Annotated in this window: 18 protein-coding genes; 8 read left to right on the top strand and 10 right to left on the bottom strand. The window is 73.8% G+C overall.

Annotated elements, in window-relative coordinates; translation table 11 throughout:
• Positions 1 to 53 precede the first annotated feature (53 nt).
• Positions 54 to 449, top strand: coding sequence for a hypothetical protein (locus J2S63_RS17565; RefSeq protein ID WP_310304905.1), 396 nt, complete (start codon positions 54 to 56; stop codon positions 447 to 449).
• Here the strand turns inward: J2S63_RS17565 and J2S63_RS17560 are convergent.
• Genes J2S63_RS17560 through J2S63_RS17550 form a run of 3 tightly spaced genes read right to left on the bottom strand, consistent with a single transcriptional unit; the run spans position 431 to position 3,347 of the window.
• A complete protein-coding gene (locus J2S63_RS17560; RefSeq protein WP_310304902.1) occupies positions 431 to 943 on the bottom strand; it encodes a 2'-5' RNA ligase family protein in 513 nt (170 codons plus the stop codon). The two genes, J2S63_RS17565 and J2S63_RS17560, sit on opposite strands and share 19 nt — an antisense overlap.
• Complete coding sequence (gene trpS, locus J2S63_RS17555) at positions 940 to 2,013, bottom strand: tryptophan--tRNA ligase (protein ID WP_425573301.1); 1,074 nt, start codon at positions 2,011 to 2,013, stop codon at positions 940 to 942. Before trpS ends, J2S63_RS17560 begins: the two co-directional genes overlap by 4 nt.
• Positions 2,010 to 3,347 carry a hemolysin family protein gene (locus tag J2S63_RS17550; protein ID WP_310304897.1) on the bottom strand — a complete coding sequence of 446 codons (1,338 nt, stop codon included), beginning with the start codon at positions 3,345 to 3,347 and terminating at the stop codon, positions 2,010 to 2,012. Before J2S63_RS17550 ends, trpS begins: the two co-directional genes overlap by 4 nt.
• 31 nt (positions 3,348 to 3,378) lie before the next feature.
• On the opposite strand from J2S63_RS17550, the gene J2S63_RS17545 reads away from it, so the two are divergent.
• Entirely contained in the window at positions 3,379 to 4,512 is a 1,134-nt protein-coding gene (locus J2S63_RS17545) for a GNAT family N-acetyltransferase (protein WP_310304895.1), read from the top strand.
• Positions 4,513 to 4,582: 70 nt separating this feature from the next.
• Positions 4,583 to 7,255, top strand: coding sequence for a hypothetical protein (locus J2S63_RS17540; protein WP_310304893.1), 2,673 nt, complete (start codon positions 4,583 to 4,585; stop codon positions 7,253 to 7,255).
• 49 nt (positions 7,256 to 7,304) lie between these two features.
• Here J2S63_RS17540 and J2S63_RS17535 read toward each other — a convergent pair whose 3' ends face one another.
• Positions 7,305 to 9,539, bottom strand: a complete 2,235-nt coding sequence (locus J2S63_RS17535; RefSeq protein ID WP_310304891.1) for an NADP-dependent isocitrate dehydrogenase — start codon at positions 9,537 to 9,539, stop codon at positions 7,305 to 7,307.
• Positions 9,540 to 9,676: 137 nt separating this feature from the next.
• Between J2S63_RS17535 and J2S63_RS17530 the strand changes: the two genes are divergently transcribed.
• Both J2S63_RS17530 and J2S63_RS17525 read left to right on the top strand, forming a co-directional pair.
• A complete protein-coding gene (locus J2S63_RS17530; RefSeq protein ID WP_310304889.1) occupies positions 9,677 to 10,132 on the top strand; it encodes an SRPBCC family protein in 456 nt (151 codons plus the stop codon).
• Entirely contained in the window at positions 10,129 to 11,100 is a 972-nt protein-coding gene (locus tag J2S63_RS17525; protein WP_310304887.1) for an SDR family NAD(P)-dependent oxidoreductase, read from the top strand. The genes J2S63_RS17530 and J2S63_RS17525 overlap by 4 nt, the downstream gene beginning before the upstream one ends.
• Here J2S63_RS17525 and J2S63_RS17520 read toward each other — a convergent pair.
• Complete coding sequence (locus J2S63_RS17520) at positions 11,091 to 12,962, bottom strand: glycogen debranching N-terminal domain-containing protein (protein WP_310304885.1); 1,872 nt, start codon at positions 12,960 to 12,962, stop codon at positions 11,091 to 11,093. The genes J2S63_RS17525 and J2S63_RS17520 overlap by 10 nt on opposite strands.
• A gap of 108 nt (positions 12,963 to 13,070) precedes the next feature.
• Here J2S63_RS17520 and J2S63_RS17515 point away from each other — a divergent pair, with 108 nt between their 5' ends.
• Positions 13,071 to 14,057: a malate dehydrogenase gene (locus J2S63_RS17515; protein ID WP_310304883.1), complete on the top strand. Its 987-nt coding sequence runs from the start codon at positions 13,071 to 13,073 to the stop codon at positions 14,055 to 14,057.
• 140 nt (positions 14,058 to 14,197) lie between these two features.
• Here the strand turns inward: J2S63_RS17515 and J2S63_RS17510 are convergent, their stop codons facing one another.
• From J2S63_RS17510 to purN, 4 genes are read right to left on the bottom strand one after another with little or no spacing between them, the layout of a single operon-like run.
• Complete coding sequence (locus tag J2S63_RS17510) at positions 14,198 to 14,632, bottom strand: DUF3017 domain-containing protein (RefSeq protein WP_310304882.1); 435 nt, start codon at positions 14,630 to 14,632, stop codon at positions 14,198 to 14,200.
• A 1-nt stretch (position 14,633) separates the two neighbouring features.
• A complete protein-coding gene (locus tag J2S63_RS17505) occupies positions 14,634 to 15,494 on the bottom strand; it encodes a bifunctional methylenetetrahydrofolate dehydrogenase/methenyltetrahydrofolate cyclohydrolase (RefSeq protein ID WP_310304880.1) in 861 nt (286 codons plus the stop codon).
• Positions 15,495 to 15,524: 30 nt separating this feature from the next.
• Positions 15,525 to 17,111 (bottom strand): bifunctional phosphoribosylaminoimidazolecarboxamide formyltransferase/IMP cyclohydrolase, encoded by a 1,587-nt coding sequence (gene purH / locus J2S63_RS17500; protein WP_310304877.1) that lies wholly within the window; start codon positions 17,109 to 17,111, stop codon positions 15,525 to 15,527.
• Positions 17,108 to 17,740, bottom strand: a complete 633-nt coding sequence (gene purN / locus J2S63_RS17495; RefSeq protein WP_310304875.1) for a phosphoribosylglycinamide formyltransferase — start codon at positions 17,738 to 17,740, stop codon at positions 17,108 to 17,110. The genes purH and purN overlap by 4 nt, the downstream gene beginning before the upstream one ends.
• 139 nt (positions 17,741 to 17,879) lie before the next feature.
• On the opposite strand from purN, the gene J2S63_RS17490 reads away from it, so the two are divergent.
• The gene (locus tag J2S63_RS17490; RefSeq protein ID WP_310304872.1) at positions 17,880 to 18,674 is read left to right on the top strand and encodes a class I SAM-dependent methyltransferase; all 795 of its coding nucleotides are present in this window, start codon (positions 17,880 to 17,882) and stop codon (positions 18,672 to 18,674) included.
• An 18-nt stretch (positions 18,675 to 18,692) separates the two neighbouring features.
• On the opposite strand, the gene J2S63_RS17485 is transcribed toward J2S63_RS17490, so the two are convergent.
• On the bottom strand, positions 18,693 to 20,219 hold the full coding sequence (locus J2S63_RS17485) for a cell division protein PerM (RefSeq protein ID WP_310304870.1): 1,527 nt from the start codon (positions 20,217 to 20,219) through the stop codon (positions 18,693 to 18,695).
• 150 nt (positions 20,220 to 20,369) lie between these two features.
• Between J2S63_RS17485 and J2S63_RS17480 the strand changes: the two genes are divergently transcribed.
• A complete protein-coding gene (locus J2S63_RS17480) occupies positions 20,370 to 22,892 on the top strand; it encodes a penicillin acylase family protein (protein WP_310304868.1) in 2,523 nt (840 codons plus the stop codon).
• The last annotated feature ends 23 nt before the right edge of the window (positions 22,893 to 22,915 follow it).

Below are 22,915 nucleotides of genomic sequence, written 5' to 3'. Positions count from 1 at the left end.
AGCGAGCGTCGGGACCCTCGGCGACCAGGGCAGGAACGCGCCACAATCACCACGTGCCCGACTCCACCACCCCGACTGCCCCGACCGCCCAGGCCGCCCCGACCGCCGCCGAGCGGCGCCGCATGCGTGACCGCGCCCGGACCCTGCTCACCGTCGACGAGACGGTCGCCAAGATCGACGCGACCGCGGACAGCCTGGGCGTCCAGCTCGACCGCTTCAGCGAGGCGCTCGACCGCTTCTCCGTCGCGCTCGACCGGTTCAGCGACGCCGCGGAGAAGATCGACCGGGTCTCGGGCAAGCTCGACACCATCACCGACCGCCTCGGCGTGGTGCTCGGTCTCACCGACCTCGTCGGCGTGCCCGTCGACCTGGCCCGCAAGGGCGTGCGCGGGGTCGGCAGGGCCGGCCGGGCACTGCGACGCGAGGAGGATCAGCCGCCGAAGGCGTAGTCGCGCTCGGTCACCCAGCCCTGCGCGTCGTCGTGCACGTAGAGGCTGAACCGGTCGACGGTGAACGTGCAGTCGAAGCCCGCCTGCTCCTCGAACGCCCGGTCGAGCAGGTCCTCCCGCAGACGGTGGGCGATGGTCACGTGGGGGTGGTAGGGGAACTGCGTGTCGATGGCCAGAGGCCCGCGACGCACGCGCTGCGCGAGCAGCTCGCACCCGCCGATGCCCTGGACGACGTTGACGAACACGACCGGCGAGACCGGCCGGAAGGTGCCGGTGCCGCGCATGCGCAGGAGGTACGGCGTGGTGTCGCTCGCGACCGCCGCCAGGTGCTCGTCGATGACCGGCATCAGCACGTCGTCGACGTCGATCGGGGGCAGCAGCGTCACGTGGGTCGGGATGCCGGCGGCCGAGTCGTCCCCGAGCTCGACGCGGTAGCGCTGCAGGTCGACGCCCCACGGGTCGGGGACCGCGACCGACACCCCGATGGTCGTCACCGAGCGGTGCCCGGCTCGGCCGCGGTCAGGGAGGTGTGCAGCGGCGGGACGAACCCGACCCGGTCGTAGATGTCGGCCAGCGTGCGGTCGGCGATCGCGTTGGCCCGCTCGGCTCCCGCGCGCAGGATCTGGTCGAGCTCGGTGGGGTGCTCGAGCAGCTCGAAGGTGCGGTCGCGGAACGGCGTGACCCAGTCGACGAGCACGTCGGCCAGGTCGCCCTTGAGCGCGCCGTAGCCCTGGCCGGCGTACTTGTCGACCAAGGAGTCCACGGAGTCGCCGGTCAGCGCGGAGTAGATCCGCAGCAGGTTGGAGACGCCGGGCTTGTTCTCCTCGTCGAAGCGGATCTCGGTCTCGGAGTCGGTGACGGCCGAGCGGATCTTCTTGGCCGAGACCTTGGGGTCGTCGAGCAGCTCGATGATGCCGGTCGGGCTCGAGGAGCTCTTGGACATCTTGGCCGTCGGCTCCTGGAGGTCGAAGATCTTGGCCGTCTCCTTGAGGATGTAGGGCTCCGGAAGGCGGAAGGTCTTCTTGTAGCGGCTGTTGAAGCGCTGGCCGAGGTCGCGGGTGAGCTCGAGGTGCTGGCGCTGGTCCTCACCCACCGGGACATATTGTGGTCGATACAACAAGATGTCGGCCGCCATCAGCATGGGGTAGGTCAGCAGCCCGACGCTGGCGGTGTTCTCGCCCTGCTTGGCCGTCTTGTCCTTGAACTGGGTCATGCGGCGCGCCTCACCGAACCCGGTCAGGCACTGCATCACCCAGCCGGCCTGGGCGTGCGCCGGCACGTGGGACTGCAGGAAGATCGTGGACCGCTCGGGGTCGACGCCCGCGGCGAGGAGCTGGGCGGCCGAGCGGCGGCACCGCTCGCGCAGCTGCTTGGGGTCGTGCGGCACCGTGATCGCGTGGAGGTCGGCGATGAAGAAGAACGAGTCGAACTCGTCCTGCATCGCCGCCCACTGCCGCGTCGCCCCGAGGTAGTTGCCGAGGTGCATCGAGTCCGACGTCGGCTGGATGCCGGACAGCACGCGGGGACGAGCAGGGGCAGCGGCGGGTTCGGCCATGGGCGTCATTCTGCTATGCGCTCGTCCGCCTCTGCGACGGGGTTGTCACCGTCGGGCTCGGTGCCCTGGGGCGCCGCCTCCACCCGCACCCGGCTGACCCGCCTGCCGTCCACGACCAGCACGGTGATGGCGAACTGCCCGTGCCGCACGGCGTCCCCGGGCTCGGGGATCCGCCCCAGCTCGGCCATCAACCACCCGGCGACGGTCTCGTAGGGCCCCTCGGGGAGCGCGATGCCGGTCTCGTCCTCGAAGTCGTCGAGGTTGAGCAGACCGTCGACCTCCACCTCGCCCGAGACCAGGTGGGTGGAGTCGGACTCGGCGGTGTCGTACTCGTCGCGGATGTCGCCGATCAGCTCCTCGACCAGGTCCTCCATGGTCACGATGCCGGCGGTGCCGCCGTACTCGTCGGCGACCACCGCCAGGTGCATGCCCTCGCGCCGCAGGTCGCTCAGCGCGGAGAGGATCGGCCTGGTCCACGGGAGGGTGAGCACGGGGCGGGCGAGCTCGGCCACGCGCACGCTGCTCTTGGCCATCTCGGGGTCGAGCAGGTCGCGCACGTGCACGAACCCGATGACGTCGTCGGAGGAGCCGCGGATCACCGGGTAGCGGCTGTGCGGCATCGTCAGCGCCTCCTTGGCCGCCTTGTAGACCGGCGTCGAGGCGTCGAGGAACGCCACGTCGGTGCGCGGCACCATCACCTCGCGCAGCTGGCGGTCACCGGCCTCGAAGACCTCCTCGACGATCTGGCGCTCCTCCTCCCCCAGCGTGTGGTGGGAGCCGACCAGCTCGCGCAGCTCCTCGTCGGTGATCTGCTCACGCTGGGCGTCGGGGTCGCCGCCGAGCAGGCGCACGACCACGTCGGTCGAGGCCGACAGCACCCAGATGACCGGGCGCGAGAGCCGCGACAGGCGGTCGATCATCGGGCCCAGCGCGAGGGAGAACGCCTCCGCCCGCTGCAGGCCGAGCCGCTTGGGCACCAGCTCGCCCAGCACCAGCGAGAGGAACGAGATCGCGACCGTCACGAGCACCAGGGCCACCGCGTCCGCGCCGCCCGCAGGGAGGCCCCAGTCCACCAGGCTGGGGGCGAGGTCCTCGCTCAGCGTCGCGCCGCCGTACGCCGCGGAGAGGAAGCCGGCCAGCGTCACGCCCACCTGGACCGCGGCGAGGAAGCGGTTGGGGTCCTGGTTGAGCTCGGCGACCACCCGCCCCCGACGCCCGCGCGTGGCCAGGGCACGGGCCTGGCTGTCGCGCAGGGAGACCAGGGAGATCTCTGCCGCGGCGAACACGCCCCCCACGAGCACGAACAGCACGACCAGCCCGATGGAGGGCAGGACCTCGCTCATGCGTGAAGGATAGGGGTGCGACCCTGGCTCCATGCGGTTCCCCGAGGACGTCCCGACCCTGAGCGACGGGGTCGTGACCCTGCGCGCTCCTCGGGAGTCCGACGCGCCCGGCGTCCTCGAGCAGTGCCTCGACCCGGAGTCGGTGCGGTGGACCACGGTGCCGGTGGGCTACACCGAGGCCGACGCGCGCACCTACCTGCTCGCGGACATCCCGGGCTGGTGGCGGTCCGAGAGCGAGCACGTCTTCGTCGTCGAGGCCGACCGCGACGGCGTCCCGTCGTACGCCGGCAACATCGGCCTGGTCGCACGCGGTGACGGTCGGGCGGAGCTCGCCTACGGCGCGTCCGCCTGGGTACGCCGGCGCGGCGTCACCGAGCGGGCGGTGCGGCTGCTGGTGCGCTGGGGCTTCGAGCAGCTGGGCCTGCAGGTGGTCGAGTGGTGGGCCCACGAGGGCAACTGGGCCTCGAGGCGCCTGGCGTGGAAGGTCGGCTTCACCTTCGACGGCACCGTGCGGCGCCACCTGTCCCAGCGCGGCGAGCTGCGCGACGGGTGGGTCGGCACGGTGCTGCCGGGTGAACCGCTCGCGCCACGGCACCGGTGGCTCGACGTGCCCGAGGTCCACGGCGACCGGGTGCACCTGCGACCCCTGCGTGCCGCCGACGACCCGCGCGTCGTCGAGGCCTGCGGCGACCCGACGACCAGCGACTGGCTGGGGCAGCTGCCCTCGCCCTACGCCTCCGGGGACGCGGCCACGTGGCGGCACCAGTCGGCCTGCCGGGCCGCGGACGGGACCGCGGTCGTCTGGGCGGTCGCCGACGCGAGCGACCAGCTGGTCGGGGCGGTCAACCTCTTCGACCTGGAGGACGGGCGCAGCGCGGAGCTCGGCTACTGGACGCACCCCGACGCCCGGGGGCAGGGCCTGACCGTCGAGGCCTGCCGGCTGGCGCTGCGGCACGCGTTCCTGGACGGGGAGGACGGGGCGCTCGGGCTGGAACAGGTCCACGCCTTCGCCGCCGTGGGCAACCAGGCCTCCCGCGGGGTCCTCACCTCGGCGGGACTGCTGGTCCAGGGCCTGGCCCGCCGGCACGTGCTGACCCGCCGGGGGCTCGAGGACGCCGTGGCGTTCGACCTGCTCCGCGAGGAGTGGGAGGCCGCCCGGTCCTGATCGCCCGTTGATCGCAGGGCACCGGCGCGGGCTCCCCGGAACGGGACAGAACGGCTCCTATCGTGCTGAGGTGCGCCTTCCCCGAGCCGCTCGTGCCGCTGCCCTGGCGGTCCTCCTCGCGCTGACCGCGGTGCCCGCGGCGAGCGCCGCACCCGACGCCCCTCCCGGACCCCGCGACCAGCTCAGCACCGACCTCGACGCGCCGTCGACCGACGTCGGGCACTGGGACGTGGCGCCCGACCCCCACGGCGGCTGGGAGGTCACCTGGACCGCGCCCGAGACCCTGCCCGTCGGCGACGCCCGGCCCCAGGTCGTGCTCTCCGCGGCGGTCGGCGACGTGCCCGCCGGGGCCGTGCTCGGCGACGCCGCCGTCGAGGGCCGCACCGTCTCCCTCCGGGTGCCCGGGGGCACCGCACCCGACCCGGAGGACCTCGACGTGCGGCTCGGCTCCCGGGTGCTCGACGAGCCGGTCGAGGACGCCGTGACCTCCCCCACCGCCGCCGGACCCGCGATCGCCCGGGCCACGACCGCCGACCCCGGCGTGGCCGGGCGGCACCCCGTCGTGACCAGCGACTACACCCGCCCCGGCATCAAGCTCCCCGGCCTGCCCGACCCCGTCGAGGTGGTCGGCCACGTCGAGGCTCCCGCCGACGCCACCGGCCGCAGCCCGCTCGTGCTGCTCCTGCACGGCCGGCACGCCACCTGCACCGACGGCGACGGGCGCAGCGACCTCGAGTGGCCCTGCCCGCACGGGTTGGAGCCGGTGGCCAACCACCTCGGGTTCCACTACCTGCAACGGCGGCTTGCCTCCCAGGGGTTCGTCACCGTCTCGGTGTCGGCCGACGGGATCAACGCCCAGGACGGCTCCCCCGACGACGGCGGGGCGCTCGCCCGCGCCCGCCTGCTGCGTGCCCACCTCGACCTCTGGGCCGACTGGGTCGCCTCCGGGACCCGTCAGGCCGACCTCTCCGACGTCGTGCTCCTCGGGCACGGTCGCGGTGGCGAGGGGGCGGCCCTCGCCGCGCTCGAGACCCCCCTGTCGGCGCCCTACCGCGTCCGCGGCCTGGTCCTCCTGGCGCCGACCGACCTCGCCCGGCGCGCGACGCCGTACCTCCCGACCGTGACCCTGCTCCCCTCCTGCGACGGCGACGTCGTCGACCTGCAGGGCCAGGCCTGGACCGACGCCGCCCCGGGGCTCGCCGGGCGCGACGACACCGCGCTGCACAGCAGCGTGATGCTGGTCGGCGCGAACCACGACTGGTTCAACAGCGAGTGGACCGAGGACGACTGGTCGGGGGGCACCGGTCCGTGCGCGCCCGACGCGCCCGAGCGGCTCGACGCCGCGGAGCAGCGCCGCGCAGCGCGCACCTACGTCGCCGGGGCCGTGCGGCTGCTGGCGACGCGGCGCACCACCTTCCTCCCGCTGTACGACGGGTCGCGGGTCTCCGCGCCCAGCGCCGGAGACGCGGTGGTGCTGAGCCACGCGGTCGGGGTCGGACGCGCGCTGCGCCGACCCGGCACCGACGCCGTCCTGGCTCGGTCCTCCGGGGCCCGGACCCAGCTGTGCCGCGGCGTCACGCCCGCCGGTCCCTCCACCCGGGCGTGCGGCCGCTTCGCCGCCGACCCGCGGATCCCGCCGCCCCACTGGGCCTCGGCACCCGCGCTCGCGCCCACCCGTCCGGCCTTCGAGATGGGCTGGACGAGCGCCGGGGCGACCGGCGGCCTGAGGCTGCGCCGTCCCTGGGACGTCAGCGCCGCGGAGGCCCTCGACCTGCGCACGGTCGTCGACCCGGCTCGAGGCCCCGTGCAGGTCGACGTGCGGCTCACCGACGCCTCCGGGCGCTCCGCGCTCGTCACCCCGGCCGGCGACGGGTCGCTGAGCCCGCTGCCCAGCGGCGGCGAGTCACCCGGACGCCTGTGGGCGCAGACCCTCCGCGTCCCCCTCGGCGGGGCCGACCTCGACACGCGGTCGCTCACCCAGGTCTCGCTGGTCGCCCGCAGCGACCGCGGTCGCGTCTGGGTGCTGGACGTCTCGGCCATGGACGGCTCGCTGCCCCCGGTGCCCCGCCGACGCCTGCCCCTGCTCGACCTGGGCTCGGTGACCCTCCGGGAGGGTGACCACGGGTCGGTCGCCTGGCTGCCCTACCGCCTCCGCGGCGCGCTGTCCTCCCCGGCGACCCTCCGCCTCGGGGGCCTGCGGGCGCTCGACGGCCGGGCGGTCGGCCGGCCCCTCCTGGACCTCGCGGGCGGGGCCACGTCCGGCACGCTCGCCTGGCCGGTCCGTGGCGACCGCCGCGACTCCCTCGCGCGGTCGCTCACGCGCGTCACGGCGTACGGCGTCCACGGCGTGGTCGCGGGCCAGGCCACCGGCTCGGTGACCGTCCTCGACGACGACCCGCCGCCGCGGGTCCGGGTGCGTGCGGTGCGCGACCGCGTGCGCGAGGGCGAGGCCCTGGTGTGGGTGGTGTCGTGGCACCCGCGCACCGACTACGCGCCGTTCGTGCGGCGGCGGCTGCTGCCCGCGCACCGCGGCCGGTCCCTCACCGCCGACGACCTGCGGCTGGGGTTCCCCGCCTTCTCCGAGCACGCCCTGGACGACCCGTCGGCCCACCGCTGGGTGGTCCGGGTGCCCGTGCGCCACGACGCCAGCCCCGAGCCGCGCGAGGTGGTCCGGGTCCGGGTGACCCTCCCCCAGCTCGGCTTCACCACCGCGCTGCGGGGGGTCGTCCGCCGAAGCCGCTGAGGCCGCGGCTCCCCCCGATCACCCGGAGCCGCGGACCGGCGACCCGCAGTCAGAGCCCGTCGATGGCCGCGTTGAGCGTGGCCGAGGGGCGCATGACCTCCGTGGCCTTGGCGTCGTCGGGGCGGTAGTAGCCACCGATGTCGACCGGGTTGCCCTGCACCTCGATCAGCTCGCCGGCGATCTTGTCCTCGTTGTCGGCCAGGGTCTTCGCCAGCTCGGCGAAGTCGGCGGCGAGGTCGGCGTCCTCGTCCTGGCCGGCCAGCTCCTGGGCCCAGAACATCGCCAGGTAGAAGTGGCTGCCGCGGTTGTCGATCGAGCCGAGCTTGCGCGAGGGGCCCTTGTTCTCGTCGAGGAGCCTGCCGGTCGCCTTGTCGAGCGTCTTGCCGAGCAGGGTGGCCCGCTTGTTGTCGGTCGTGCGGCCCAGGTGCTCGAAGCTCTCGGCCAGCGCGAGGAACTCGCCCAGGCTGTCCCAGCGCAGGTAGTTCTCCTTGACCAGCTGCTGCACGTGCTTGGGCGCCGAGCCGCCGGCGCCGGTCTCGAACAGGCCGCCGCCGTTGATCAGCGGCACGATCGAGAGCATCTTGGCGCTGGTGCCGAGCTCGAGGATCGGGAAGAGGTCGGTGTTGTAGTCACGCAGCACGTTGCCGGTCACCGAGATGGTGTCCTCGCCCTTGCGGATCCGCTCGAGGGAGTACGTCGTGGCCTCGACCGGCGACATGATCTCGATCGTCAGCCCGTCGGTGTCCTCCTCGGGGAGGTACTCCTTGATCTTGGCGATCAGCTGGGCGTCGTGCGCGCGGGTCTCGTCGAGCCAGAACACCGCGGGGGTGCCGGACTCGCGGGCGCGGCGGACGGCGAGCTTGACCCAGTCGCGGATCGGGACGTCCTTGGTCTGGCACATGCGCCACACGTCGCCGGGGCCGACCTGCTGCTCGAAGACCACGTTGCCCGAGGCGTCGGTCACCGTCACGGTGCCGGCCGCGCCGATCTCGAAGGTCTTGTCGTGGGAGCCGTACTCCTCGGCGGCCTGGGCCATCAGCCCGACGTTGGGCACCGAGCCCATCGTGGAGGGGTCGAAGGCACCGTGGGCGCGGCAGTCGTCGATGGTCGCCTGGTAGATCCCGGCGTACGACGAGTCGGGGATCACCGCGAGGGTGTCGGCCTCCTGCCCGTCGGGTCCCCACATGTGGCCGCCGATGCGGATCATCGCCGGCATCGAGGCGTCGATGATCACGTCGCTCGGGACGTGCAGGTTGGTGATGCCCTTGTCGGAGTCGACCATGGCCAGCTCGGGCCCGGCGGCGATGCCGCGGTCGATCGCGGCCCTGATCTCCTCGCCGTTCTCGAGCGCGTCGAGGCCCGAGAGGATCGAGGCGAGGCCGTTGGTGGCCGACAGGCCCGCCTCGGCCAGCTGGACGCCGTACTCCTCGAAGACCTCGGGCAGGAACGTCTCGACGGCGTGGCCGAAGAGGATCGGGTCGGAGACCTTCATCATCGTGGCCTTGAGGTGGACCGAGAACAGCACGTCCTCGTCCTGGGCGCGCTGGATCTGGGCGGCGAGGAACTCGCGCAGCTTGGCCACGCTCATGAACGTCGCGTCGACGACCTCGCCGGCCTGCACCGGCACGCCCTCGCGCAGCACGGTCGTCACGCCCTGCTCGTCGGTGTGCTCGATGGTGAGGAACCCGTCGGCGTCCATCACGTGCGACTGCTCGTTGGAGCGGAAGTCGTCGGCGGTCATGTGCGCGACGTTGGTCTTGGACTCCGGCGACCACTCGCCCATCGAGTGCGGGTGCTTGCGGGCGTAGCTCTTGACCGACTCCGGCGCGCGACGGTCGGAGTTGCCCTCCCGCAGCACCGGGTTGACCGCGCTGCCCTTGACCTTGTCGTAGCGCGCGCGGACGTCGCGCTCCTCGTCGGTCTTGGGGTCGCCGGGGTAGTCGGGCAGGTCGTAGCCCTGGTCCTGCAGCTCCTTGATCGCGGCCTTGAGCTGCGGCACCGAGGCGCTGATGTTGGGCAGCTTGATGATGTTGGCCTCGGGCGTCTTGGCCAGCTGGCCGAGCTCGGCGAGCGCGTCGTCGAGCTTCTGCTCGTCGCTCAGCCGGTCACTGAACTGCGCGATGATCCGGCCCGCCAGCGAGATGTCGCGCGTCTCGACCTCGACGCCGGCCTTGCCGGCGAAGGCCTGGACGATCGGCAGGAACGAGTAGGTCGCCAGCAGCGGGGCCTCGTCGGTGTGGGTGTAGATGATCGTGGAGCCGGAGGAGCCAGAAGAGTCAGTCACGGACCCCATCCTGCCCACTCCTCGGGCGGTTCGCACGCCGAGGGTCGATCCGGTCCGGCAGGCACTGTGGCGCTCCTCTCACCGGATCCACCCGTGAGGGTTTGCACAAAGTTTGCGCGGGTGGGTAAGGCTGGGGCATGGACATCACGCGCACCGTCGAGACCCTCACGCCCGTCGACCGGGTGTTCGCCTACCTCAGCGACTTCACCACCACCGAGGAGTGGGACCCGGGCACCGTCGAGACCAGCCGGCGGTCCGGGGACGGCGGCGTGGGCACCGTCTACGACAACACCTCGTCGTTCATGGGGTCCACGACCGAGCTGGAGTACACCGTCACCGAGCTCGTCCCGGGCGAGCGGTTCCAGCTGCGCGGCACCAACAAGACCGTCACCGCCACCGACACGATGACCTTCCAGCCCACTCCCGCCGGCGGCACCAAGGTCACCTACCACGCCGACTTCCAGTTCAACGGCCTCGTCGGCAAGGCCGCCCCGCTGCTGTCCCCCGTGCTCGGCCTGGCCCTCAAGAAGCTGGGCAACGAGGCGGAGAAGGGCATGCAGGAGGCGCTCGACCGGCTGCGGGTCTCCTCGTGAGCCACACCCCGAGCCACACCCTGAGCCGTGCGGTCGACACGGTCCTGGACCGGTCGGTGGTCCTCGGCTACTCCACGATCGGCCTGGGCGTCCGCCGTCACCTGGCGTCCTGGCCCCGCGATCCCGCCCCGGGGGCACTGACGGGCCGGCAGGTGCTGGTCACCGGTGCCTCGTCGGGACTCGGGACCGCCACCGCCGAGGGGCTCGCGCGCCTCGGCGCTGACGTCCACCTCGTCGTGCGCGACCTCGACAAGGGCGCGCGGGTCGAGGGCGAGCTGCGGGAGGCGGTGCCGGGGGCGAGCTTCCGGCTGTGGCGGTGCGACGTGGGCGACCTCGACGACGTACGCCGGTTCGCCGGCGAGGCCGCCGCGTCCGGGCTGACCTTCGCCGGCATCGTGCACAACGCCGGCGTCATGCCGCCCGAGCGCACCGAGTCCCCGCAGGGTCACGAGCAGACCATGGCCGTGCACGTGCTCGGCCCGGTGCTGATGACCGACCTGCTGCTCCCCCACCTCGAGCCGGACGCCCGCGTCGTGCTGGTGACCTCCGGCGGGATGTACACCTCGCGCCTGCCGGTCCGCGACCCGGAGTACACCCGCGGGGAGTACAAGCCGCCGACCGCCTACGCCCGCAGCAAGCGGGTCCAGGTCTCGCTCCTGCCGGTCCTCGCCGAGCGGTGGAAGGGCGTGGCGGTCCACGCGATGCACCCCGGCTGGGCCGACACCCCGGGCGTCGTCGACTCGCTGCCCGGCTTCCACAAGGTGACCGGCCCGATCCTGCGCGACGCGGCGCAGGGCGCCGACACCAGCGTCTGGCTGGTCGCCGCCGAACCCGCCCCCGAGGGCGGGCTGCTCTGGCACGATCGGCGCCCGCGGCCCGAGCACCTCACGCGCCGCACCCGCGAGAGCGAGGCCGACCGCCAGGCGATGTGGGAGTGGGTGCGCGAGGCGGCCGGACTTCAGGACTGACGCGAGGACCGGCGCACGGAGTACGCCGGGAGGAGGTCGTCACCCTCCCCCTGGCACCCCCACAGGGCGAACACCAGGCCCGCGGCCGACCAGGCCTGGGGGCGGCACGAGGCCGGGTAGGCCGCCGGGGACGGCACCTCGGCCGCGCTGTCGCCGGCGTACAGCTCGGGGACGCGGTCCTCGAACGCCTCGGCCGTGCGGAGCAGGCCCGCGGTGAGGACACGTGCCGCGCGGGTGTGACCTGTCGCGAGCAGCCCGCGCACGGCGATGGCGGTGTCGTGGGGCCAGACCGAGCCGTTGTGGTAGCTCAGGGGCGCATAGCGCGGTGACGCCGTGGTCAGCGTCCGCAGGCCGAAGCCGGAGGAGAGCTCGTCGGAGACGAGCAGGTCGGCCAGCACCGCCTCACGGTCGGGGTCGAGGATGCCCGTGCCCAGCACGTGCCCGACGTCGGAGGAGGCGATGTCGACCGGGAGCCCCTCGCCGTCGAGGGCGAGGGCCAGGCCGTCGCCGGTCCAGAAGTCCCGGTTGAACCGCTCCCGCAGCGAGACCGCCCACTCGTCGAGACCCGGCACCGGCGCCTCGCCGAGCGAGGCCAGCAGCGACTGCCCGCGCACCGCCGCCTCGTAGGCGTAGGCCTGCACCTCGCACAGCGCGATCGGCGGGTCGGCCAGGCGGCCGTCGGCGTGGCTGACCGAGTCGGGGCTGTCCTTCCAGCCCTGGTTGGCCAGACCGGTCCCCGTCGAGTCGACGTAGCGCAACCAGCCGGTCGCCTCGCTGGTCGCCACCACCTGCCCGAGGGCGGCCCGCAGCGCGGGCACCAGCGCACGGACCTCGGCCTCGGGCGCCGTCGGGGCGACGTCGGCCAGCAGGCACACCCACAGCGCGGTGGCGTCGACCGACCCGTAGTAGACCGGCGGCAGCAGGTGGGCCAGCTCCTCGCGCCGGATCTCGTGCGGGATCTTGCCGGGCTCCTCCTCGATCGACGGGTCGGTGGTGGTCCCCTGACGGCGCGCGAGGGCGCGCAGGGTCGGCAGGGCCAGCGAGTCGTCGTACGGCAGGAGGAGGCGGGCCGCCCAGAGCGAGTCCCGGCCGAAGAGGGTGAGGTACCACGGGCTCCCGGCGGCCAGGAAGTCGTCGTCGCCGTCGCGCATCAGCAGGCCCTGCAGGTCCCCCAGGCTCCGGCGTACGACGCGGCCGATGCGCGGGTCGTCGCTCTCGACGACCGGGTCCCAGCCACGGTCGGACCCGGGTCCGAACAGCGGCTCCCCCGGCGCCTGCGCCGCCAGCCCGACCCGCAGCGACGACCCCGGCTCGAGCGTGGCCGTCCACGAGCACCGCAGCGAGCCGCCGTCCACGGTGCGCTCGTCGGGCCCGGGGCCCGTGAGCGAGAGCGACGCCGTGGTCGAGGCACCCCAGGTCAGGTCGCCCGACAGCGCGGCGGGGTCCCCCGTCCCCCCGCTGCGCACGACGAAGATCCCGGTGTCGTCGACGGTCAGCTCGACGACCAGGGTCACCTCGAGCGCTGTCGGCCCGGAGACCCTCAGCTCGAGGTCCTCCTCCCACGAGTCGGGGCCGAGGTGCCGCACGCGCTCCAGGCGTACGGCGGCGTCGGCGCCCTCGGCGAGCTCGCGGGTGACGTAGCTCCACGAGTGTCGGCCGGCCGGTCCCGTGTCCCGCCGGACCAGCTCCAGCCGGGCCCCGACCAGCGAGACCTCGCACCGCTGCAGCAGGCGCACGTCGTCGACGTACCACCCGCTCACGCCGCCGGGCCGCAGCTGGCCGTCGAGGTCGCCGAGCAGCAGGGCCGGCGCGTCGACCATCGTCGCGAGGTCGTGCAGGGCCGGAGGTGGGGTGCGGATCACGCTTGCAGGGTAGGACGCTGGGGGCATCGCCCGCACCGACGCTGCTAGCGTCGGGACCCTGGCCCCACCTGCCGGGCCGCACACGAACCTGCTGCGAAGGAGACCTCCGTGTCCGACTCCTCTCCCCTCAAGGTCGCCGTCACCGGCGCCGCCGGCCAGATCGGCTACAGCCTGCTGTTCCGTCTCGCGAGCGGTGCGCTCGGCGACCGGCCGATCGAGCTGCGCCTGCTGGAGATCGAGCCCGCCCTCAAGGCGCTCGAGGGGGTCGTGATGGAGCTCGACGACTGCGCGTTCCCGACCCTGGCCGGCGTGGAGATCGGCCACGAGGCCGACAAGATCTTCGACGGCGTCAACCTCGCGCTGCTCGTCGGCGCCCGCCCCCGCACCAAGGGCATGGAGCGCGGCGACCTGCTCGAGGCCAACGGCGCGATCTTCACCGCGCAGGGCAAGGCCCTCAACAGCGTGGCCGCCGACGACGTCCGCATCGGCGTGACCGGCAACCCGGCCAACACCAACGCGCTGATCGCGATGACCAACGCCCCCGACATCCCCAAGGAGCGCTTCTCCGCGCTGACCCGCCTGGACCACAACCGCGCGATCTCGCAGCTCGCGGCCAAGACCGGCGCCTCGGTGACCGACATCAAGAAGATGACGATCTGGGGCAACCACTCCGCGACGCAGTACCCCGACCTCTTCCACGCCGAGGTCAACGGCAAGAACGCCGCCGAGACGGTCAACGACCAGGACTGGCTGGAGAACGACTTCATCCCCACCGTCGCCAAGCGCGGCGCGGCGATCATCGAGGCCCGCGGCTCGTCCTCGGCCGCCTCCGCGGCGTCTGCCACGATCGACGCGGCCCGTGACTGGCTGCACGGCTCCGCGGCCGACGACTGGGTGTCGATGGCCGTCGTCTCCGACGGGTCCTACGGCGTCCCCGAGGGCCTGATCTACTCCTTCCCCGTCATCACCAAGAACGGTGACTGGGAGATCGTCCAGGGGCTGGAGATCGACGACTTCTCCCGCAGCCGCATGGAGGCGACCGCCAACGAGCTGATCGAGGAGCGCGACGCGGTCAAGGAGCTCGGGCTCATCTGAGCCCGCCGCTGCTCGTCGGACGTCGCTCACACGAGCGCGCATTCACCGGGACACGCCGTCCCGGCACGGAGTGCGCGCTCATGTGTGCGCACATGCACGCGGCCGCTGGGTGGTGGCGCTGGGTGGTGGCGGCGGCTGGGTCAGGGCGTCGGCTGCTGGGGTACGACGGCCGCCAGGACCACCAGCGCCAGACCGATCGCGAGCAGGGTGGGCACGTCGATCGCCTTGCGCCGCAGCTTGAGCATGCCGGCGTCCTCGTCGGCCAGCGCGATCCGGCTGACCGTGGCGAGCAGGAACGCCACCCCGAGCAGCATCGTGCCCGCGCGCCACAGCCCCGCCACGACCATCGCGAGGCCGGCGGCCGCCACGAGCAGGACCATGAGGTAGGCGACGCCACCCCGGGTCCGGGGTCGGCGGGGCTGCAGGCTGTGGGCGCGACGCCCGGTGACGGGGTGCACCGCCTCCGCCGGGTCGATCGAGGGGGCGTCGGGGTGGGGCTCCGGCTCGATGACCGGCCGGACGTCCGGACCGACCCGGACGTCGTCGGGGTCGCGGGACCCGTCGGAGGGAAGCACCTCAGGCGATCCCGGCTGCCTGCTCGGCGGCGAGCACCACGTTGGCCACGAGCATCGCCCGGGTCATCGGCCCGACGCCACCGGGGTTGGGCGAGACCCAGCCGGCCACGTCGTACACGTCCGGCGCGACGTCGCCGGCGATCTTGCCCTCGCTGTCGCGGGAGACGCCGACGTCGAGGACGGCCGCCCCGGGCTTGACCATGTCGCCGCGGATGATGCCGGGCACGCCGGCCGCCGCGACCACGATGTCGGCGTTGCGGGTGTGGGCGGCCAGGTCGCGGGTGCCGGTGTGGCACAGGGTGACCGTGGCGTTCTCGCTGCGGCGGGTGAGCAGCAGCCCCAGCGGGCGGCCGACGGTCACGCCGCGGCCGACCACGCAGACCTCCGCACCGGCGATGTCGACGTCGTGGCGGCGCAGCAGCTCCACGATGCCGGCCGGCGTGCAGGGCAGCGGCGCCGGCTTGCCGAGCACCAGCCAGCCGAGGTTGGTCGGGTGCAGGCCGTCGGCGTCCTTCGACGGGTCGATCTGGCCGAGGACGGCGTTCTCGTCCATGTGCTTGGGCAGCGGCAGCTGGACGATGTAGCCGGTGCACGCCGGGTCGGCGTTGAGCCGCGCGATCGCGGCCTCGACCTCGGCCTGCGGGGTGTCGGCCGGCAGGTCGACGCGGATCGACTCGATGCCGACCTCGGCGCAGTCCTTGTGCTTGCCGTTGACGTACCACCGGCTGCCGGGGTCGTCGCCCACGAGCACGGTCCCGAGCCCCGGCACCACGCCGTGCTCGCGCAGCACGGCCACGCGGGCCTTGAGCTCGGACTTGATCGCGGCGGCGGTCGCCTTGCCGTCGAGGATCTGGGCGGTCACAGGTGTCCTTCCCGGGGTGGGGAGCAGGGGTCAGTGGAAGAAGTGGCGGGTGCCGGTGAGGTAGAGCGTGAGCCCGGCCTTCTGGGCGGCCTCGACCACCTCGGCGTCGCGCACGGAGCCGCCGGGCTGCACCACCGCGCGGACGCCGCCCTCGACGAGGATCTCCAGGCCGTCGGCGAAGGGGAAGAACGCGTCGCTCGCGGCGACCGAGCCCTTGGCCCGCTCGCCCGCGCGGGAGACGGCCAGGCGGCAGGAGTCCACGCGGTTGACCTGGCCCATGCCGACGCCGACCGAGGCGCCGTCCGAGGCGAGCAGGATCGCGTTGGACTTCACCGCGCGGCAGGCCCGCCAGGCGAACGCCAGGTCGGCCAGGGTCGCCTCGTCGGCCGGCTCACCGGCCGCGAGGGTCCAGTTGGACGAGGCGTCGCCCTCGGCCTGCAGCCGGTCGGCGTGCTGCATCAGCAGGCCGCCGCTGATCGCGCGGAACTCGACCGGGTCGGGCGCCTGGTCGTCGGGGCAGCGCAGCACGCGGATGTTCTTCTTGCGGGCGAGCACCTCGACGGCGCCCTCCTCGTAGTCGGGCGCGACGACGACCTCGGTGAACACCTCGGCGACCTGCTCGGCCATCGCGACGCTCACGGGCCGGTTGACCGCGATGACGCCGCCGAACGCCGAGACCGGGTCGCAGGCGTGGGCCTTGCGGTGGGCCTCGGCGACGTCCGCCCCGACCGCGATGCCGCACGGGTTGGCGTGCTTGATGATCGCGACCGCGGGAGCGTCGAAGTCGTAGGCCGCCCGCCGGGCCGCGTCGGTGTCGACGTAGTTGTTGTAGGACATCTCCTTGCCGTGCAGCTGCGTCGCACCCGCCAGGCCGCCGCGCCAGTGCTGGTAGAGCGCGGCCGGCTGGTGGGGGTTCTCGCCGTAGCGCAGCACGGCCTTCTTGGTCCACGTCGCGCCGGTCCACGCCGGGAAGCCGGTGCCGTCGCTGCTGTCGGTCAGCACCCCGCCCATCCAGGAGGCGACGGCCACGTCGTACGACGCGGTGTGGGCGAACGCCTCCGCCGCGAGCCGCTGGCGTCCGGACAGGGTGAAGCCGCCGTCGCGCACCGCGGCCAGCACGTCGTCGTAGCGCTGCGGCGAGACGACCACGGCGACCGACGGGTGGTTCTTGGCCGCGGCCCGGACCATCGACGGGCCGCCGATGTCGATCTGCTCGACGCACTCGTCGGGCGTCGCGCCCGAGGCGACGGTCTCGGTGAAGGGGTAGAGGTTGACCACCACGAGGTCGAACGGCTCGACGTCGAGCTCCTCGAGCTGGCGGCGGTGGTCGTCTCGGCGGAGGTCGGCGAGGATCCCGGCGTGCACGCGCGGGTGGAGGGTCTTGACCCGGCCGTCGAGGCACTCGGGGAACCCGGTGAGGTCCTCGACCTTGGTCACCGGCACGCCCGCGTCGGCGATGCGGGCCGCGGTCGACCCGGTCGAGACCAACGTGACGCCGGCCTCGTGCAGGCCCTGGGCGAGCTCGTCCAGACCGGTCTTGTCGAAGACCGAGACCAGCGCGCGCCTGACCGGCTTGCGGGTGTCGGTGCTGCTCGGCTGGGTCGCGTCCTGGGTCACGTGAACCGGACCTTCCTGTCGTTGATGGTGAAGCCGTCACGGGCCATGCGGCCCACCGCGTCGACGAGCATGCGTCGCTCGGCGACCTTGATCCGCTCGTGCAGCGACTCGACGTCGTCGTCGTCCTCGACGGGCACGACGGTCTGGGCGACGATCGCGCCCGTGTCGACCCCGGGGTCGACGACGAACAGCGTCGCGCCGGTGACCTTGACGCCGTAGGCCAGCGCGTCGGCCGGCCCGTGCATCCCCGGGAACGACGGCGAGAGCGCCGGGTGCGTGTTGACGCAGCGCCCGCCGAACTCCCGCAGGAAGTCGTCACCGACCAGCTTCATGAAGCCCGCCAGGACCACGAGGTCCGGGGAGTGCGCGGCGCAGGCCTTGGTCAGCGCCGCGTCCCACTCCTGGCGGGTGCGGTGCTCGGCCACCTGCTCGACGAAGGTCGGGATGCCCCGGCGCTCGGCCCGGGCCAGGCCCTCGACACCGGGACGGTCCGCGCCCACGGCGACCACCGTGGCGCCGTACGCCGGGTCGTCGCAGGCGTCGAGCAGCGCCTGCAGGTTGGTGCCGCCCCCGGAGACCAGGACGACCAGGCGAGCGGGCGCGCGGTCGGCACGGGAGGGAGTGGGCACGCGTCCAGGGTATCCGTCCACCAGCCTCGGGCCGGACCGCGCCCAGCCCCGTCGGGCCCAGCGGCCCTGGTCCTGCGGGCCCGGGTGGCATAGCGTCCGTGCGACCCGGTGGGCCCGGGGTCGGGCGGAGGAGGCAGGCATGGACGTGCGCGACCTGGTGACCGGCTACTACGGCTCGGAGGGCAGTCTCGCCGAGCGCGTGCTGGCAGCCCTCGCCCAGCACGGGGTGGACCTCGACCGCCTCACCCCGGCCGACCTCTACCCCGTCGACCAGCTCCACGCCGGGGGCGCCGCGGCCACGGGCCACGTCCTCGAGGTGCTCGGCGTCGGCGAGGGCACCGCGCTGCTCGACGTCGGCTGCGGCATCGGCGGGACGAGCCGGATGGCCGCCCTGCGAGGGGCGCAGGTGACCGGGGTCGACCTCACCCCGGAGTTCGTCGAGTCCGCGACCGAGCTCACCGCCCGGGTCGGGCTCGGGGACCGGGCGGGCTTCGTGGTCTCCCCCGGCGAGCACCTCCCGCTCGAGGACGCGAGTCTCGACGCCGCGGTGATGGTCCACGTCGGGATGAACGTGCCCGACAAGGCCGCGGTCTTCTCGGAGGTACGCCGGGTGCTGCGGCCCGGCGGCCGGTTCGCGGTCTACGACCAGATGGCGACGGGGCCGGTCGACCTGACCTATCCCCTGCCGTGGGCCGACGACGAGCGCTCGTCGTTCGTGGAGACGGCCGAGGACTACCAGCGGCACCTCGAGGCGGCCGGGCTGAGCGTCGAGGCCGTCGAGGACCACACCGCGGCCACGACGGGTGGGCCGCCTCCGGGGCCGGTCAACCAGGGGACCCTGCTCGGGCCGACCTTCCTCGCGCGGCTGGGCAACAACGTCGCGGCCACGCAGGCCGGGCTCCTCCGGGCCGTCATCGTCACCGCGACGGCCTGACCCGTCAGCCCCGACCCGTCACTCCGGACGCGGCACGTGGGCCGTCTGCTCGCCGTCGTCGGGCGGGTGGACCGCCTGGGTCTCCCCGGACGGCCCTGACCGGCGCGGCACGTGCCGGGTCGAGGCGCTCCAGACCCCGAGGTCGGCCCACCCGGGCACGTCGGCCCGGGGGTCGTCGACGGCGACACCGCGGCGACGGGCCCGGCGCTCGCGGCGTCGGTCGGAGCGCGCCTCCGCGCGGCCCGCCGCGGCCTCGCGGTCGCGCCACGGGATGGACCGGTCCAGCGGGCCCTCGTCGACGAGGTCGCCCTCGTCGCCGTGGCGGGTGCGCCACCACACCTGGAGCAGCCCGGCCACGACCGCGCCGAGGGCGACGGTGGCCAGGGACATCAGCAGCGTCGGGCCGGCGGCCGGGCCGACGTCGGTCATGCGGCCGGACCCGACCGACCCTCCGGACACGGCGGCGAGGAAGGCCAGCGCGACCGCGGCGAGCAGCCCGGCACCGGCGGACCGAGCAGCCCCCACGGCGTAGGACCGGGTCGGGAAGCGTCGCAGGGTCGCGCGGCCGGCGTAGAGCCCGCACAGGACCGGGACCGCCAGCACCGCGAGCGCCCAGCCGGGGGCGGGGCCGTTGCCCGGCACGGCCGCCAGGACGGGCACCGCGGGGACCGGGCCGAGCACGACGCCCGAGGGCGCCACGACCGTGCCCGTGCCGAGGGCGAAGCCGGGCCCGAGGAGGTAGGAGGCGCCCCACCCGGCGAGGTTGGGGGCGAGGACGGCGACCAGGCCGACCGAGAAGAAGGCACCGGCCCCGTCGAGGTGGAGGCCGGCCAGGACGTTGGCCACCGACTGGCCGCGGACCGCCACCGCCAGGCCGGACAGGACGGCCCCGGCGGCGTACGTCGCGAGGAAGGCGACCAGGCCGCCGAAGAGGACGGCGCGGGCATGGGTGGGCAGGAGCGCGCGCAGCTCGGCGCGCAGGCCGGACCCGACGACCAGCCCGAGCCCGCCGGCCACTCCGGCCACGACGGCGCCGCCGAGGAACGCCCGCAGCGGGTCGGGCGCGGCCGCCGGTGTCGCGGCGAGGATCGCCGCGACGAGGGCGACGCTGGCGTAGGTGCCGCCGAGCACGACCGCGCCCAGACCGAGCGACATGAGGTCCTCGACCTCGGACGTCGCGCCGGCCCAGCGGCCGGCCCGGAAGGCGACGTAGGCGCAGAGCAGGCTCAGGCCGAGGGGCACCGCGGTGACCGTCGCCGCGCCGACCTGCAGGTGGGCCCCGTGGGCCAGGAGCCAGGCGTCGGCGCCGATGCGCAGGGCGGTGCGGGTGGTGCCGTGGGAGCCGCCGTCGGAGGAGAACCAGCCGACCAGCGCGACGCCCCAGAAGACCGCCAGCAGGATCGCCGGCGCCACCACGCCGGCCCAGGCCGCGCTCACGGCGAGCGCCCGCTGGCCCGGCTCGCTCGCGCGGCCACCACCGGACGAGCCGGACGAGCCGGCGCGGTCGCGTGGGGCGCGGGTCGGGCGGGAGAGCAGGTCGGTCATCGCCGACATCCTCTCCGCTCGCGCCGTCCCGGGCGGGCTCCCACGCCGCACCTCGCTGGATCCGGGCGGGATTCGCCGACCAGCAGAACCTAACTTCGGCTCACATTCGTCGTTGGACGCGTGGTCCCTGTCGCCTGCCGAGGAGCCCCCGTGCGCCTGCACCCCAGCCGTGCCACCAGCCGTGCCACCAGCCGTGCCACCCGCCGTGCCACCAGCCGTGCCACCCGCCGTCCCGGCCGCCGCTCCCTCGCGGTCCTCGCCGCCGGCTCGCTGGCCGCTCCCCTGCTCGTCCTGGCCGCCCAGGGCACGCCGGCCGCTGCCGGGGCCGAGCCGCGGGCGGTCGACAGCGCGCGCGCCGCGTCGTACTCCGGCTACCGGGCGACGATCACGCGCACCCGGCACGGCATCCCGCACGTCGTCGCCGACGACTGGGGCTCGCTGGGGTTCGGTCACGGCTACGCGACCGCGCAGACCAACCTGTGCAACCTGGCCGACACCCTGGTCACCGGTCGTGGCCAGCGCTCGAGGTGGTTCGGCCCCCACAGGAGGTACGACGACCAGGTCACGCTCAACGCGACCAACCTGCAGACCGACGCGCTGTTCACCGACATCCACAACCGCAAGGTCGTCGAGAAGCTGCTCGCGGACCCGAGGCGGGGGCCGGGCAAGCAGGCGCGCGCGATGGTGCGGGGCTACGTCGCGGGCGTGAACAAGTACATCCGCGACATCGGTGGCCGCACGAACGTGCCCGACCCGACCTGCCGCGGGAGGGGCTACATCCGGCCGGACGCGACCGCCCTCGACCTCTGGTACGGCGTCTACGCGGCCAACCTGCTCGCCTCCACCGGGGTCTTCGTCCCCCAGATCGTCGACGCCGCTCCCCCGACCGGGGCGGTCGCCCCGACCGCGGCCCTCACCTCCTTCGCCAAGGCGCCGACCGTGACCGACCGCGACGCGCTCCTCAAGGCGCTCGGCAAGGACCCGCGCGAGCCGTTCGGCTCCAACGCCACCGCGCTCGGGTCCGCCGCGACCTCGACCGGGCGGGGCATGGTGCTGGGCAACCCCCACTTCCCGTGGCGGGGCCGCTACCGCTTCGAGCAGGCGCAGCTGACGATCCCGGGCGTCTACGACGTGGCCGGGGCCAGCCTGATCGGCTCCCCGGTGATCAACATCGGCTGGAACCGCAACGTGGCCTGGAGCCACACGGTCAGCACGGCCTACCGCTTCACGCCGTACGAGTACAAGGTCCTCGGCAACCCGACGACCTACCTGACCGACTCCGGCCCCAAGGAGCTGGACCACCGGACCGTCTCGATCACCGTCAGGAAGCCCGGCGGCTCGCTCGGCAAGGTCAGCGAGGACCTCTACCGCACCGGTGAGGGCTACGTGCTGTCCGACCAGGCGACCTTCATGCCGTGGACGCCGGTGAGCTTCTTCGCGCTCAAGGACGCCAACGCCGAGCACCTGCGCACCGTCGACACGTTCCTCGACATGGGCAAGGCCCGCAACGTCCGCGACCTGCTGCACAAGCAGGACGTCGGCGGCGGCATGCCGTGGGTGAACACGACCGCGGCGGACCGCAACGGGGACGTCGTGTACGCCGACCACTCGGTCGTCCCGCACGTCACCAACGCACAGGTCAACCAGTGCGCCACGCCCACCGGGCAGGTGCTGTTCAACGTCGCCGGCCTCCCCGGCCTCGACGGCACCCGCGCCACCAGCGACTGCAAGTGGGGCACCGACGCCGACGCCAGCCGGCCCGGCATCTTCGGGCCGAAGAACCTGCCCGAGGCGTTCCGCAAGGACTGGGTCGCCAACGCCAACGACTCCTACTGGCTGCCCAACCCCAAGCAGCGGCTCGAGGGCTACGCGCGCATCATCGGCTGCGAGAAGTGCGAGCGGACCCTGCGGACGCGGATGGTCTACCACTACGTGCTCGACCGCCTGAAGCACGCCAAGGTCACCCCGCGCGCCCTGCGCGGCTTCGAGCACCAGAACCGCATCATGGGCGCGATCCTGGCCCGCCAGGACAACGACCTGGTCGACGTCTGCGAGGCGGCCGACGGCGGCGCGTCCTGCGACGTGCTCCGCACGTGGGACGGGCGCAGCGACCGCGACAGCGTGGGCACCCACATCTTCCAGGAGTTCATGCTCCGCGCGCTGGACGCCACGACGCCGATCTGGGAGGTGCCGTTCGACGCCAACGACCCGGTGAACACCCCGCGCAACCTCAACGAGAACAACCCCGAGGTCGTGCAGGCGATGAGCGACGCGCTGGCCTACCTCGCCTCGAAGATGGTCGCGCCGGCCACGCCGTGGGGCACGCTGCAGGTCGCCGGTGACGAGGGGGCTCCGCCGATCGGGCTCGGCGGCGGCGACGGCTTCGTCGGCAACGCCAACGTCACCTCGTCGCGGACCCCGGCGGCCAACAAGGACCACCTCGTCCCGGTCTCCTACGGCTCCTCGCACATCCAGGCGATCTCGTTCCTCGACGCCGGACGGGTGCTGGCGCGCACGATCCTGACCTACTCCCAGTCGACCGATCCCCGGTCGCGGTGGTCGGCGGACCAGACCCGGATGTTCGCGCGCAAGGAGTGGGTCGCCTTCCCGTTCACCCGCGCCCAGATCCGCGAGGACCGGGTGAGCCGGAGGACGGTGAGCGCCCCGCGCTGACGCCGGTCGACATCGGCGCCGAT

Source organism: Nocardioides marmoribigeumensis (assembly GCF_031458325.1).
Classification (GTDB): Bacteria; Actinomycetota; Actinomycetes; order Propionibacteriales; family Nocardioidaceae; genus Marmoricola_A; species Marmoricola_A marmoribigeumensis.
Note: the sequence above shows the minus strand (reverse complement) of the source record. Positions and strands in the feature narration are given on the sequence as shown.

Coding starts and splice junctions, on each gene's coding strand:
- trpS (WP_425573301.1), bottom strand. CDS start 2,013: ATGACGCCCATGGCCGAACCCGCCGCTGCCCCTGCTCGTCCCCGCGTG.
- J2S63_RS17550 (WP_310304897.1), bottom strand. CDS start 3,347: ATGAGCGAGGTCCTGCCCTCCATCGGGCTGGTCGTGCTGTTCGTGCTC.
- J2S63_RS17545 (WP_310304895.1), top strand. CDS start 3,379: ATGCGGTTCCCCGAGGACGTCCCGACCCTGAGCGACGGGGTCGTGACC.
- J2S63_RS17530 (WP_310304889.1), top strand. CDS start 9,677: ATGGACATCACGCGCACCGTCGAGACCCTCACGCCCGTCGACCGGGTG.
- J2S63_RS17490 (WP_310304872.1), top strand. CDS start 17,880: ATGGACGTGCGCGACCTGGTGACCGGCTACTACGGCTCGGAGGGCAGT.
- J2S63_RS17485 (WP_310304870.1), bottom strand. CDS start 20,219: ATGACCGACCTGCTCTCCCGCCCGACCCGCGCCCCACGCGACCGCGCC.